The sequence below is a fragment of the Pseudomonas sp. GW821-FHT07B01 genome (genome assembly GCF_059419065.1).
Map to the genome: position 1 here is coordinate 12,313 of NZ_JBWKRA010000013.1, position 13,077 is coordinate 25,389.

Consider the following 13,077-nt stretch of genomic DNA (forward strand, 5'->3'; position numbering starts at 1 on the left):
ACACAGAGGTTGGCTGACCCGCCGCTATCCAGACAAGCCAGCTCCTACAGTTCCGAGCGTATTTCAAATCAGTCTAGTGTCGAACCGCTGATCGTCGTACCGCGCTCCGGGAAGAACAAACGCTGCAGTTCCGCCCCCGGGTTCTCGGCGCGCATAAAGGTCTCGCCCACCAGGAACGAGTACACACCACTGATTTCCATCAATTCCACATCGGCGCGATTGACGATGCCACTCTCGGTAATCACCAAGCGATCGCGCGGAATACGCGGCAGCAGGTCGAGGGTAGTTTCCAGGCTGACGTCGAAGGTATGCAGGTTACGGTTGTTGACGCCTACCAGCGGAGTATCGAGGGTCTTCAATGCGCGCTCCAGCTCGTCGCCGTCATGCACTTCGACCAGCACGTCCAGACCGACGCTCTTGGCCACGGCCGCCAGCTCGGCCATCTTCACGTCATCCAATGCCGAGACAATCAGCAACACGCAGTCGGCACCCAAGGCACGAGCTTCGACGATTTGGTACGGGTCGACCATGAAATCCTTGCGGATCACCGGCAGCTTGCACGCAGCGCGCGCCTGTTGCAGGAACGGGTCGGAACCCTGGAAGTAGTCAATATCCGTCAGCACAGACAAGCAGGTTGCCCCACCCTTCTCGTAACTGACGGCGATCTCAGCGGGTACGAAGTGTTCGCGAATCACGCCTTTGCTCGGCGAGGCCTTCTTGACCTCGGCGATCACGGCCGGCTGCTTGAGCTTGGCCTGGGCGATCAAGGCATTGGCAAAGCCGCGTGGTGCCTCGGCGCTTTTCGCCTGCGCTTCCAACTCGGCCAGGCTCACGCGGGCGCGGCGCTCGGCCACTTCTTCAGCCTTGCGGGCCAGGATCTTTTCCAGAACAGTTGGCACACTCATCCTTCATTCTCCATCTTGAATACGGCGGTGAATGCTCCCAGCTCTTCGAGCTTCTCACGAGCCAGGCCGGTGTGCAGCGCATCGTGGGCCAAGGCGACACCTTCCTTGAGACTATAGGCATGGTCGGCGGCGTAAAGGGCTGCGCCAGCATTGAGCACAATCATTTCCGCAGCTTTCTGACCGTTTTCGGTCTTGCGACGCCCCAAGGCGTCACGAATCAGCTCCAGTGAAGCTGCCGGGCTTTCCACCGCCAGGCCGTGCAAGCTCTGGCTTTTCATACCCAGGTCTTCGGGCTCGACCCAATATTCGGTGACCTCGTCGTTCTTGAGCTCCGCCACGAAGGTCGGCGCCGCCAGGCTGAATTCGTCGAGGCCATCCTTGGAATGCACCACCAGCACATGCTTGCTGCCCAGGCGTTGCAAGACTTCGGCCAGCGGCCGGCACAGCGCCTGGCTGAACACGCCTACCACCTGGTGCTTCACACCGGCCGGATTCGTAAGCGGGCCGAGCATGTTGAACAGGGTACGCAAGCCAAGGTCCTTACGCGGGCCGGCAGCGTGTTTCATTGCGCCATGATGGGACTGGGCAAACATGAAGCCGATACCAACGCTGTCAATGCAGCGCGCTACTTGCACCGGCGTGAGGTTCAGGTAAATACCGGCCGCTTCCAGCAAGTCGGCACTGCCGCTCTTGCCAGACACTGCACGGTTACCGTGCTTGGCGACGGTGCAACCAGCGGCGGCCACCACGAAGGATGAGGCGGTCGACACGTTGAAAATATTCGCACCGTCACCGCCGGTACCCACCACATCGACGACGCCGTCGAGGGTCTTGAGTTCGACCTTGTCCGCCAGCTCACGCATCACCGACACCGCACCGACGATTTCGTCGATGCTTTCGCTCTTCATGCGCATCGCCATCATAAAAGCACCGATCTGAGCATCGGTGCATTGACCGGTCATGATCTCGCGCATCACATCGCTCATTTCCGCGGTGCTCAGGTCCAGATGGCCGACGATACGGCTCAGGGCAGTCTTGATATCCATGAAAAGTCCTTAGCGCGTGCCGCCGCTCTGCTTGAGAAAGTTGGCGAACAGCTCGTAGCCCTGCTCGGTCAGGATTGATTCAGGGTGAAATTGCACCCCTTCGATGTTCAGCGTCTTGTGACGCAAGCCCATGATCTCGTCGACCGAGCCGTCTTCCAATTGGGTCCAGGCGGTCAGTTCCAGGCATTCGGGCAAGGTTTCACGCTTGACCACCAGTGAGTGGTAACGGGTCACGGTCACCGGCAGGTTCAGGCCCTGGAACACACCCAGGTCACGATGGAACACCGGGCTGGTCTTGCCGTGCATGACCTCCCGCGCGCGCACCACATCACCGCCAAACGCCTGGCCGATGGACTGGTGGCCCAGGCAGACGCCCAGGATCGGCAGCTTGCCGGCGAAATACTGGATAGCTTCCAAAGAGATGCCCGCTTCGGTCGGCGTGCACGGGCCAGGTGAGACGACGATGCGCTCGGGGTTCAACGCGGCGATTTCGGCAACAGTGAGTTCATCGTTGCGCACCACCTTGACCTCGGCACCCAGCTCGCCCAGGTACTGCACAACGTTGTAGGTAAAGGAGTCGTAGTTATCAATCATCAGCAACATGTGGGTTCAAACCTCTTGAATTCACTGATTTCAAATGACCGCCTTCCAAGCGTGTGACCCGCTGCCAGACGCACGTTCCGGTTGCCAGGGTGAGTTGGCAAGGGGCGTCAGACAACGGGTGAAGAAGGCAAATCGGTACAGGTCCGGCCAGGCCGGCAGAGAAAAATGTCAGGCGCGCCAACGCCAACGGGCGTGTGCCTTGACTACTCGCATCAAGAGTTTGCTGATGATCAACACGGGGAGGGTCTCATTCATACGTTCAGGCACAGTAACGTAGGCTCGCCAGCGGTGCAATATGGAGCCGCAAATACGGGGGCCAACGTAGGCAGATTCCACATATCCCTACAGAAAATGCTAGAAATTTTGCTAGTGTTTCACTTCCTACATAAAAACAACCGAATGGAATCTTGCATGCTCAGACCAGCGTTTTTCGCGCCCCTTGCCGGCTGCCTCCTGTCATTGGCCTGCGCCCAGGCGTTCGCAGCCCCGTCACCTTATTCAACCATGGTGGTTTTCGGCGATAGCCTGGCTGATGCAGGCCAGTTTCCCGACGGTTCGGCCGGTGCCACGTTGCGCTTTACCAACCGAACCGGGGCGAACTTTCAGGGTGAATACGGCCTGGTCTCTTCAACCCTATTGGGTGCCAAATTGGGGGTAGCCCCCAACGACCTGAATGCCTCCACCTCACCCGTTCGCGCAGCCCAAGGTTTGCCAGACGGGAACAACTGGGCAGTGGGTGGTTACCGTACCGACAATATCCTCGACTCTATTACCTCAGTCTCCGATGCTGCGATTCCCCCCGGCAATGCCGGCGGTGGCACCGTGTTGCGCAGCCGGCAGGGCTATTTGCCGGCCAATGGTGGGAGAGCTGACCCGAACGCGCTCTACTTCCTTTCCGGTGGCGGCAACGACTTCCTCCAAGGCCGGGTACTCAGCCCCGCTCAAGCGGTCGCCGCAGGTGGGCGACTGGCGGACAGCGCCCAGGCCCTGCAACAGGCCGGCGCACGTTACATTATGGTCTGGATGCTACCCGACCTGGGGCTGACGCCGGCCATCAACGGCACCCCACAGCAAGCAGCGACCTCGGCCCTGAGCAATATTTTCAACCAGTCCCTGGTACAGCGCCTGTCACAAGTGGATGCGCAGGTTATTCCGCTGAACATCCCGCGGTTATTGAACGAGGCTTTCGCCGATCCGTCCCGTTTCGGCCTCGCCACCGGCCAGAACCTGACCGGCACCTGCTTCAGCGGCAACAGTTGCACCGCCAACCCAACCTACGGCATCGGCGGTACCAATCCGGACCCGACCAAGCTGATCTACAACGACTCGGTCCACCCTACTGTGGCCGGGCAACGCTTGATTGCCGACTACGCCTATTCGCTACTCGCCGCGCCGTGGGAACTGACCTTGCTGCCGGAAATGGCCCAAGGCACATTGCGCGCCCATCAGGACGAGCTGCGTAACCAATGGCAAGCGGACAACGGCAGTTGGCAAGCCGTCGGCCAATGGCGCGCCATAGTGGCCGGCGGCGGCCAACGCCTGGATTTCGATGATCAGAGCAGTTCGGCCAGTGGCGACGGCAGCGGCTACAACCTGAATATCGGTAGCAGCTACCGGCTCGATGAAAACTGGCGCGTGGGCGTTGCCGCTGGCCTGTATCGGCAGACCCTCGAAGCCGGTGCCAATGATTCGGACTATAAGCTCAACAGCTATATGGGCACGGCTTTCGCTCAGTATCAGCAAAATCACTGGTGGGCCGATGCCGCATTGACCGGCGGCAAGCTGGACTTCGACAGCCTCAAGCGCAAGTTCGCCCTGGGTGTCAGTGAAGGCTCGGAGAAAGGTGATACCGATGGCTGGCTCTGGGCTCTGAGCGGCCGCATGGGGTATGACATCGCCGCACCGGGCAGCGAATGGCACCTGTCGCCGTTCATCAGCGCCGATTACGCGCGGGTTGAAGTCAATGGTTACTCGGAGAAAAACAGCCGCTCCACCGCCTTGACCTTTGATGATCAACAACGCGACTCCAAGCGCCTGGGCGTCGGCCTGCAAGGCAGCTACCGCATCACGCCGCAAACCCAGGTTTTTGGCGAAGTGGCACACGAGCATGAGTTTGAAAATGACACCCAGAAGGTGAACATTTCGCTCAACAGCGTCCAGGGAATCGACTTCAAGCTGGACGGGTATACGCCTCGCAGTAATTCTGACCGTTTGAGCCTGGGTGTCAGCCACAAGCTGACTCAGGACCTGGCGTTGCGGGCGGCGTATAACGTGAGAAAGGATGACAACTTGACCCAGCAAGGCATCAATGTCGGAGTCAGTCTGGATTTCTAAATACTGCGCAAAATAAATGTGGGAGCTGGCTTGCCTGCGATGGCGGTGGATCAGTCACTGAATATCTCAAGTGACACACCGTCGTCGCGGGCAAGCCCGCTCCCACATTTTTTATTCCAGCTTCAGTCTTGTGGAGTTTGCTCTGCCAATGCCACGGCGCGAAACATCGCACGACGCTTGTTCAGGGTTTCTTCCCATTCAAGGGCCGGCACCGAGTCCGCCACAATCCCGCCGCCCGCCTGCACATGCAGTTCGCCGTCCTTGATCACCGCCGTGCGGATCGCAATGGCGGTGTCCATATTGCCGTTCCAAGCAAAATACCCGACGGCGCCGCCGTAGACACCACGCTTGACCGGCTCCAGTTCGTCGATGATTTCCATCGCACGGATCTTCGGCGCCCCCGACAATGTGCCCGCCGGCAAAATCGCCCGCAGTGCGTCCATCGCTGTCAGCCCGGCCTTCAGCTCGCCGGTGACGTTGGACACGATATGCATCACATTGGAGTACCGCTCGATGACCATCTTCTCGGTCAGTTTCACCGAGCCGATTTCCGAGACACGCCCGGTGTCGTTGCGCCCCAGGTCGATCAGCATCAGGTGTTCGGCGATTTCCTTGTCGTCGCTGAGCAGGTCTTCTTCCAGCGCCACGTCGGCTTCTTCGGTCGCGCCACGGGGGCGCGTGCCGGCAATCGGGCGCACGGTGATCAGGTTGTCTTCAACCCGCACCAGCACTTCCGGCGAACTGCCGACGACGTGGAAGTCGCCAAAATTGAAGAAGTACATATATGGCGTCGGGTTGAAGCAACGCAGTGCGCGGTACAGGTCAATCGGCGCCGCATTGAAGTCGATGGACATGCGTTGCGACGGCACCACTTGCATACAGTCACCGGCGAGGATGTATTCCTTGATGGTATCGACGGCACGCTCGTAGTCATCCTGGGTAAAGCTTGAGCGGAACACCGGGTCGGCCGCCGGTGGGCGGCTGAGGTCCAGGCCGCGACGCGGGGTGATCGGCTGGCGGAGTTTCTCAAGCAGCGCTTCCAGGTTGGCCTGGCCTTGCTCGAAGGCATCAGCCTGGGCCGGGTCGGCAAGGACAATCGCATGCATCTTGCCGGCGAGGTTGTCGAACACCACCACCGCGTCGGACACCATCAGCAAAATGTCCGGTACGCCCAGCGGGTCCGGGTTCGGGCATTTGCCCAAGCGCTTCTCCACATAGCGCACGCAGTCATAGCCGAAGTACCCCACCAGGCCGCCATTGAAGCGCGGCAGGCCAGCGATGGTCGGCACGTTGTAGCGCGCCTTGAAGGTTTCGACAAAAGCCAGCGGATCTTCTACGTCATGGCTTTCGATCTCCACGCCATCATGGGAGATGCTCACATGATGGTCGTGTACCCGCAGCACCGTACGGCATGGCAGGCCAATGATCGAGTAACGACCCCACTTCTCACCGCCCTGTACCGACTCGAGCAGGTAGGAGTTGGGCTCGTCGGCCAGCTTCAAGTAGATCGACAGTGGCGTATCGAAGTCGGCCAGGGTTTCGCAAGCCATGGGGATACGGTTATAGCCGGCAGCGGCCAAACGCAGGAATTCTTCGCAGGTCATGAGGTGCCTCGTGGTGTGAGGGTCAAACAGTCAGGTAGGCAAACGTGCCGCAAACGCGGCCAGGATCAGTCAGGCGCGCCAACGCCAGCGGGCCAGGGCCTTGATGACTTTCATCCAGAGTTTGCGAGTGACCACCACGATGGAATTTCCAGAAGGGGACGAATCAATGTCGGGCAACGTTATCTCAGCGCCAGCGCCCAAGCAACCGGGGATTAGCAGTCGCAGGTCATCAATGACCAGCGCTGGGGATTCCTCCGCAATCGGCCGGCCATGGTTGTAACCATAACTCAAGGCCACACACTGCACGCCCGCCGCTTTGGCCGCCAGCACATCACTGCGCGAATCGCCGACAAACAGCGACTGAGACGCCGGAATATTGGCCATTTTCATCACGAAAAACAGCGCCGCCGGGTCGGGTTTTTTCTGCGGCAAGGTATCGCCGCCGATGATCCAGCGGAAGTAGCGCCCGATTTTCATCTGGTCCAACAACGGCGCAACGAAGCGCTCCGGCTTGTTGGTGATCAGGGCCATTTCCACGCCCTGCTTGCTCAACCACTTGAGGGTGTCGCGAACACCGGGGTAAACCACGGTCAGTTCGTGGCTGCTTTCATAAGCGGCATTGAACAGTTCCAAGGCATGCTCTGCCTCTACCTCATCCACACCCGTGGCATCGATGTCGTTGGCCAGGGCCCGGCGCACCAACATCGGCGCGCCATTGCCGACCCACTCGCGCACCGACTCGATGCCTGCCGGCTTGCGCCCCAGCTTGAGCAGCATCTGGTCCACCGCGGCCGCCAGGTCGGGCACCGAGTCGATCAAGGTACCGTCCAGATCGAACATCACCAGCCGTGGCAATTTGCCGGGGAACAACTGCTCAAAACCGCTCATGGACGCGCCAGCGCCAGTTCGGCACGCATCTTGTCGATGACGGCCTGGTAGTCCGGGGCGTTGAAGATCGCCGAGCCGGCCACGAAGGTATCGGCACCCGCTGCGGCGATCTCACGGATATTGTTGACGTTGACCCCGCCGTCGATCTCCAGGCGAATGTCACGCCCCGACGCATCGATCAGCGCACGGGCCTCACGCAGCTTGTTCAAGGTGCCAGGGATGAACTTCTGCCCGCCGAAGCCTGGGTTGACGCTCATCAGCAAGACCATGTCGACCTTGTCCATCACGTACTCAAGCACGCTCAGCGGAGTGGCCGGGTTGAATACCAGGCCCGCCTTGCAGCCGCCTTCGCGGATCAGTTGCAAAGTGCGGTCAACGTGCAACGTAGCTTCCGGGTGGAAGGTGATGTAAGTCGCACCCGCCTCGATGAAGTCACCGACGATACGGTCCACCGGGCTGACCATCAAGTGCGCATCAATCGGCGCAGTGATGCCGTACTTGCGCAACGCGGCGCACACCATCGGGCCGATGGTCAGGTTGGGTACGTAGTGGTTGTCCATGACATCGAAGTGCACGAAGTCGGCACCGGCGGCCAACACCTTGTCCACTTCCTCACCCAGGCGGGCGAAGTCGGCAGAGAGAATCGATGGAGCAATGACGAAGGGCTGCATGACGCACCTTTTTTGAGCTAAATCACGATGGCGCGCATTGTATACCTCATGCTTTGCTGCGCGCACCGTGACCTATCTCAACGGTTAGTAAGCTGCCCGGTAGATTTTTTCGATATCGGCGGCGCTGAGCTTGCGCGGGTTGTTACGCATCAAGCGTTCAATGCCTGCAGCTTCGCTGGCCATGGCCGGGATGGCGTCCTCGGGCACGCCGAAACTGCGCAGGCCGGACGGGATCTCCACCGCCGCACACAGCCGCGTCATCGCCGCTACAGCCTGGTCAGCAGCATCATTCACACTCAGCCCGGCAATATTGACGCCCATGGCTTGGGCGATGTCCTGCATACGCTCGACGCAGGCCAATTTGTTCCAGTGCATGACATACGGCAGCAACAGCGCATTACTGACGCCATGGGCAATATTAAAGCGCCCACCCAACGGGTACGCCAGCGCATGCACGGCACCGACGCCCGCGTTGCCAAAGGCCATGCCGGCCATCAGGCTGGCGGTGGCCATGTCGTCACGGGCTTGCAAGTTGGCCGGGTTGGCGTAAGCCTTGGGTAACGCGCTGGCAATCAATTTGATAGCACCGATGGCCAGGGCGTCGGTAATCGGCGAGGCATTCAGCGACAGGTAGGACTCGATGGCGTGCACCAAGGCGTCCACGCCACTGGCGGCCGTGACACCGCGTGGGCAGGTCAAGGTCATTTGCGGGCTGATCAGCGCGACATCCGGCAGCAAGTAATCGCTGACGATGCCTTTTTTCAGCTGTGCAGCCTTGTCGGACAGTATCGCCACATTGGTCACCTCCGAGCCGGTACCGGCCGTGGTGGGGATGGCGATCAACGGCGGGCCTTTGCGCGGCACCTGATCGACGCCAAACAAGTCCGCCAGCGCGCCGTGATAACCGGCATAGGCCGCCACGCTCTTGGCGATGTCGATGGCACTGCCGCCGCCCACACCGATCAGGCCGTCATGCCCCCCTTCGCGGTACGCACGCATGCAGTCTTCGACGATGGCAATTTCCGGATCGGGCAGCACGCGGTCGAAGATTTCGTAGGCTCGGTCACCCAGATGCTCCAAGGCCAGCGCCACGGTACCGGACTGGACCAGCGCGGCGTCGGTGACGATCAACGGATTATCCACATCCAGGCGCGTGAGTTCGGCAGCCAGTTGTTCGATGGCACCTGCACCGGTCAGCAGTTTGTGGGCGATCTTGAATGAGGAAGTACTCATGTGCGCGGCCTCTTATGAATGATGGGCTGGCACAAGAATAGCCGCACCTGGCGTGTTGTCTGCCATTCACTGGTTGAATGGTCGCGCCGCGCCCATCAAGGCAGCCAACAAACCGCCGATAGCTTGTTGGTAACGAGAACCACGCCTCATACCCCTGACAAATACCGACCAACCCATTAGGCTGCTGGAATCACTTCTGGCCGGAAATCAACGATGCTTTTTCTTCACCGTTCGGCACTGCCAGCACTGTGCCTGTCACTCCTGTTTACCAGTGTCTTGCCTGTTCAGGCCGAGGATGCGCCCTCGCCTGCCGTCGAAAAACCGGCTGAACGCCAGGCCTTGCCCGAGCGTAGCCAGCAAGAAGCCAGTGCGCTCGAACGGCAGGTGCCGCAGCAGGAGCAACAGCAATTGCAAGCTGGTAGCGATTCGTTCCTGGCGCTATGGAAACCCGCCAACAGCGCCGAAGCCGAGGGTGTGGTGATTCTCATACCAGGTGCTGGGGAGAACGCGGACTGGCCGCAAGCAATCGCGCCTCTGCGGCGCAAGTTACCGGACGCAGCCTGGGGCACCCTCAGTCTGTCATTGCCTGACGTCAGTGTGGACACCCTGCCGCCACGGCTCATCGAACCGCCGACAGCGGCGGTCGATACCAGCAGCAAGGAAGGCAGCACCGCAGCCAAGCCGGTCGAACAAGCCGCCAGTGCCGAGGCCGAGGGCACAGACCCGGCGGTGGTGCCGGGGGCGGATGAACAGGACAAGACCGACGCCAAGCGCATCTTCGACCGTATCGACGCCGCCGTCGCCTTCGCCCAGACCCAAAGCGCCCGCAGCGTGGTGTTGCTCGGCCATGGCACCGGGGCCTGGTGGGCGGCACGCTACCTCAGCGAGAAACAACCCTCCCAGGTGCAGAGGTTGGTGATGGTGGCCGGCAAGACGCCCGCAGCTCGCCAACCGGACCTGCAGCAACTGGCGCCGGCCTTGAAGGTACCCACGGCGGACGTGTTCTATCAAGAAGGCGCCCTGGAACGCAAAAACGCCCAGGAACGACTCCAGGCGGCCAAGCGCTCGAAGAATGACACCTATAAACAGGTATCGCTCACCGCGCTGCCCGGCAATAGCGCGGCAGAGCAGGAGCAGCTGTATCGCAGGGTTCGCGGCTGGTTGAGCCCACAGGGCGGCGCCGACTGACACTCCACTAACGGGGCGACATCGCTCCTACAATCAGGGCTTGCCACTGCCACATAGAGTTGAGTGGCGATAGCCTCAGCGAAAATCGCGCCGCTCACGAATCAACGCATAGGCGTTATGCAATTCACGGGTTCGTTCAGTCGCCTCCCGTACTTGCGCGGGGCTGGCACCCGTGCCGGCGATCTTGTCCGGATGGTGACGGCTGAGCAGGCGGCGGTAGGCGCGCTTGATCACCGAAGGCTCAGTGGTTGCCGTCACCCCCAGGATACGCAACGCCTCCTGATAGGCCCCCCCACGATTGGCCACTGGCTTGCGCTCCGGCGCGTAATCGGTCGCCAATGCCTGAAGCTGCTGCGGCGTCCAGCCCAACCACTTGCCCCACTGGTCGATCAGGTCGCGCTCGGCAGCATCCGCTCGACCGTCCGCCCACGCCATGCGCCAACAGGCGCGCAGTACGCCTTCCGCCGCATGGGGCTGCGTCTTGAGCACCCGCAGGTAACGGCGAACCCGGTCGCTGCCGGACTTGCCACGGTTGAAGGCGCTGATCGCGCGGCGCTGGGCCGGCTCACTCATGTCCAGTGCGCGCATCTCCTGGCGCGCTTGCTGGATATGTCCGTCGACAACCCGGCCATTACTCTTGGCCAGGCGTCCCAGCAGCACAAACAACAGTTCGTCGTTGCGCAAGGCCGGGCGCCCACCCAGGCGTTCACGTAACTGCGCCCAGCTGTGCAGTTGCAGACGGCGATCCAGCGCCTGCCCCAGCAATGCCCCCAACAGAGCCCCCGGAATACTGGCAATGGCAAAGCCAGCCCCGGCGCCGATCAGCGTCCCTGGCCACAACATCCTACTGCCCCGCTGTCAGCAAGGTTTCGACCTGCGCCAGTCGCTCCAGCGTCCCCACATCCACCCAGCGTCCTGCCATGTGCTCCCCCGTTACCAAACCTTTGGCCATGGCCTCGCGCAAAAGCGGGGCCAGCTTGAAGGCACCGGCGCTGCAACCCGCGAACAACTTGGGGTCGAGCACTGAAATGCCACTGAAGGTCAGGTTATCGGCACCGGGCGCAGCATCATGAAGCACACCGTGATCCAGGTAGAAATCCCCGCCCGACGGGTGGTGCGCAGGGTTGTCGACCATCACCAAGTGCGCCAGGCCCCGGATCGGCTGCTTGAGCTGGGTGAAATCGTAGTCAGTCCAGATATCGCCATTGACCACCAGAAACGGTTCGTCGCCCAGCAGCGGCAATGCCTGGAATATGCCGCCCCCCGTTTCCAGCGGTTCACCCTCCGGGGAGTAGCGGATGCGCAGACCGAACTGGGCACCGTCGCCCAGGTAGCTTTCGATCTGCTCGCCGAGCCAGGCGTGGTTGATCACGATCTCGGTAAAACCGGCCTTCGCCAAGGCTTCAAGGTGATACTCGATCAGCCGCTTGCCGCCGGCTTGCACCAGCGGCTTGGGCGTATGCAGGGTGAGCGGGCGCATGCGCTCGCCCTTGCCCGCCGCCAGGATCATCGCCTTCATACGCTGGCCTCAGCAGGTTCGCGCAGGCTGGCGAGCAATTCGCCCAGGTCACTCAACTCAGGTCGGTCGGCCAGCACCGCTTCTATATAAGCAAAGAAACGCGGCACGTCGGCCAGGTAGCGTGGCTTGCCGTCACGGTGGCAGATACGCGAAAAAATGCCGATAACCTTGAGGTGACGCTGCACGCCCATCAGGTCGCTGGCACGCAGGAACTCTTCAAAGTCGTCCTGTACGGGAATTCCCAGCTGCCCGGCGCGCTGCCAATAGCCGCGCTGCCATTCACGAACGCGGGCCTGGGGCCAACTGAGGAAGGCGTCCTTGAACAGGCAGGTAATGTCATAGGTCACCGGGCCGTAGACCGCGTCCTGAAAATCCAGCACGCCTGGGCTTGGCTCACTGACCATTAGGTTGCGCGGCATGTAGTCGCGGTGCACCAGCACCTTGGGCTGGGCCAGCGCGCTGTCGATCAACTGCTGGCTGGCACGTTGCCAGAGGGCTTGTTGCTCAGGGTCGAGGTCGATGCCCAAGTGACGGCGCACGTACCATTCCGGGAACAGTTCCAGCTCGCGACGCAATAAGGCCACGTCATAGCTGGGCAACGGCGCATCCATCGGCAATTGCTGGAAAGCCAGCAGCGCTTCGATGGCATCGGCAAATAATTGATCAGCATTTTCACCGTCAATCACGTCTAGATAGGTTTTTCTGCCCAGGTCATTGAGCAAAAGAAAGCCACGGGGCAAATCTTCTGCATAAATTTTTGGCACATTTATTCCCGATTTCGCGAGCAAATGCGCAATATCGACGAAAGGTTTGCAGTTTTCCTGGGGGGGTGGCGCGTCCATGACGACGAACGTATGGGCACCGCCCTCCCATCGGAAATAACGCCTGAAACTCGCGTCGCTGCTGGCCGCGGTCAATGTGGCCGGGGGCACGGGGCCCCAGTCCTGAGCGTTGAAGAGGATCGGCAACTGCTCATCCAGCCAGACTTCCAGCTGTTGTAAACGTAGATCTTGCTCGGGCATTACAAGGGTCTCCGACGGCGCTAGCCGTCAAGCGGGGCATGCTTTATTATCACGCATCTTTTTC

The 13,077-nt window shown here is 60.8% G+C and carries 11 protein-coding genes and 2 pseudogenes; 3 read left to right on the forward strand and 10 right to left on the reverse strand.

The window, feature by feature from the left end:
* Nucleotides 1-68: 68 nt before the first annotated feature.
* The 3 genes from trpC to AC07S6_RS15870 are packed head-to-tail and all read right to left on the reverse strand — an operon-like array spanning nt 69 to nt 2,554.
* Nucleotides 69-905: an indole-3-glycerol phosphate synthase TrpC gene (gene trpC, locus AC07S6_RS15860; RefSeq protein WP_034128811.1), complete on the reverse strand. Its 837-nt coding sequence runs from the start codon at nt 903-905 to the stop codon at nt 69-71.
* Complete coding sequence (gene trpD, locus AC07S6_RS15865) at nt 902-1,951, reverse strand: anthranilate phosphoribosyltransferase (protein ID WP_003194694.1); 1,050 nt, start codon at nt 1,949-1,951, stop codon at nt 902-904. The genes trpC and trpD overlap by 4 nt, the downstream gene beginning before the upstream one ends.
* A gap of 9 nt (nt 1,952-1,960) precedes the next feature.
* A complete protein-coding gene (locus AC07S6_RS15870) occupies nt 1,961-2,554 on the reverse strand; it encodes an aminodeoxychorismate/anthranilate synthase component II (RefSeq protein WP_044269431.1) in 594 nt (197 codons plus the stop codon).
* Nucleotides 2,555-2,965: 411 nt separating this feature from the next.
* Between AC07S6_RS15870 and estP the strand changes: the two genes are divergently transcribed.
* The gene (gene estP / locus AC07S6_RS15875; RefSeq protein WP_495112610.1) at nt 2,966-4,888 is read left to right on the forward strand and encodes an esterase EstP; all 1,923 of its coding nucleotides are present in this window, start codon (nt 2,966-2,968) and stop codon (nt 4,886-4,888) included.
* Between the two features lie 122 nt (nt 4,889-5,010).
* Here estP and trpE read toward each other — a convergent pair whose 3' ends face one another.
* From trpE to AC07S6_RS15895, 4 genes are all read right to left on the reverse strand, one after another.
* On the reverse strand, nt 5,011-6,492 hold the full coding sequence (gene trpE / locus AC07S6_RS15880; protein ID WP_495112611.1) for an anthranilate synthase component I: 1,482 nt from the start codon (nt 6,490-6,492) through the stop codon (nt 5,011-5,013).
* A gap of 69 nt (nt 6,493-6,561) precedes the next feature.
* The gene (locus AC07S6_RS15885) at nt 6,562-7,380 is read right to left on the reverse strand and encodes a phosphoglycolate phosphatase (protein ID WP_044269436.1); all 819 of its coding nucleotides are present in this window, start codon (nt 7,378-7,380) and stop codon (nt 6,562-6,564) included.
* Nucleotides 7,377-8,051, reverse strand: a complete 675-nt coding sequence (gene rpe, locus AC07S6_RS15890; RefSeq protein ID WP_003194703.1) for a ribulose-phosphate 3-epimerase — start codon at nt 8,049-8,051, stop codon at nt 7,377-7,379. Before rpe ends, AC07S6_RS15885 begins: the two co-directional genes overlap by 4 nt.
* A gap of 84 nt (nt 8,052-8,135) precedes the next feature.
* Nucleotides 8,136-9,284 (reverse strand): iron-containing alcohol dehydrogenase, encoded by a 1,149-nt coding sequence (locus AC07S6_RS15895; protein WP_003194705.1) that lies wholly within the window; start codon nt 9,282-9,284, stop codon nt 8,136-8,138.
* A gap of 213 nt (nt 9,285-9,497) precedes the next feature.
* Between AC07S6_RS15895 and AC07S6_RS15900 the strand changes: the two genes are divergently transcribed.
* Nucleotides 9,498-10,472 carry an alpha/beta hydrolase family protein gene (locus AC07S6_RS15900; RefSeq protein WP_060764001.1) on the forward strand — a complete coding sequence of 325 codons (975 nt, stop codon included), beginning with the start codon at nt 9,498-9,500 and terminating at the stop codon, nt 10,470-10,472.
* 75 nt (nt 10,473-10,547) lie between these two features.
* Here the strand turns inward: AC07S6_RS15900 and AC07S6_RS15905 are convergent, their stop codons facing one another.
* Complete coding sequence (locus AC07S6_RS15905) at nt 10,548-11,315, reverse strand: TerB family tellurite resistance protein (RefSeq protein ID WP_198863113.1); 768 nt, start codon at nt 11,313-11,315, stop codon at nt 10,548-10,550.
* Nucleotide 11,316: 1 nt separating this feature from the next.
* The gene (gene murU / locus AC07S6_RS15910) at nt 11,317-11,991 is read right to left on the reverse strand and encodes an N-acetylmuramate alpha-1-phosphate uridylyltransferase MurU (RefSeq protein WP_034128818.1); all 675 of its coding nucleotides are present in this window, start codon (nt 11,989-11,991) and stop codon (nt 11,317-11,319) included.
* A gap of 182 nt (nt 11,992-12,173) precedes the next feature.
* On the opposite strand from murU, the pseudogene AC07S6_RS15915 reads away from it, so the two are divergent.
* Nucleotides 12,174-12,266: pseudogene (locus AC07S6_RS15915) on the forward strand (hypothetical protein); the annotation flags it as partial.
* A 33-nt stretch (nt 12,267-12,299) separates the two neighbouring features.
* Here AC07S6_RS15915 and AC07S6_RS15920 read toward each other — a convergent pair.
* Nucleotides 12,300-13,013: pseudogene (locus AC07S6_RS15920) on the reverse strand (aminoglycoside phosphotransferase family protein); the annotation flags it as partial.
* Nucleotides 13,014-13,077 lie beyond the last annotated feature (64 nt).

Bases quoted from the DNA above. Each gene is read 5' to 3' on its own strand.
- AC07S6_RS15900 (WP_060764001.1), top strand. From the start codon at position 9,498: ATGCTTTTTCTTCACCGTTCGGCACTGCCAGCACTGTGCCTGTCACTC.
- trpC (WP_034128811.1), bottom strand. From the start codon at position 905: ATGAGTGTGCCAACTGTTCTGGAAAAGATCCTGGCCCGCAAGGCTGAA.
- murU (WP_034128818.1), bottom strand. From the start codon at position 11,991: ATGAAGGCGATGATCCTGGCGGCGGGCAAGGGCGAGCGCATGCGCCCG.
- AC07S6_RS15870 (WP_044269431.1), bottom strand. From the start codon at position 2,554: ATGTTGCTGATGATTGATAACTACGACTCCTTTACCTACAACGTTGTG.
- AC07S6_RS15895 (WP_003194705.1), bottom strand. From the start codon at position 9,284: ATGAGTACTTCCTCATTCAAGATCGCCCACAAACTGCTGACCGGTGCA.
- AC07S6_RS15885 (WP_044269436.1), bottom strand. From the start codon at position 7,380: ATGAGCGGTTTTGAGCAGTTGTTCCCCGGCAAATTGCCACGGCTGGTG.
- trpD (WP_003194694.1), bottom strand. From the start codon at position 1,951: ATGGATATCAAGACTGCCCTGAGCCGTATCGTCGGCCATCTGGACCTG.
- trpE (WP_495112611.1), bottom strand. From the start codon at position 6,492: ATGACCTGCGAAGAATTCCTGCGTTTGGCCGCTGCCGGCTATAACCGT.
- AC07S6_RS15905 (WP_198863113.1), bottom strand. From the start codon at position 11,315: ATGTTGTGGCCAGGGACGCTGATCGGCGCCGGGGCTGGCTTTGCCATT.
- rpe (WP_003194703.1), bottom strand. From the start codon at position 8,051: ATGCAGCCCTTCGTCATTGCTCCATCGATTCTCTCTGCCGACTTCGCC.
- estP (WP_495112610.1), top strand. From the start codon at position 2,966: ATGCTCAGACCAGCGTTTTTCGCGCCCCTTGCCGGCTGCCTCCTGTCA.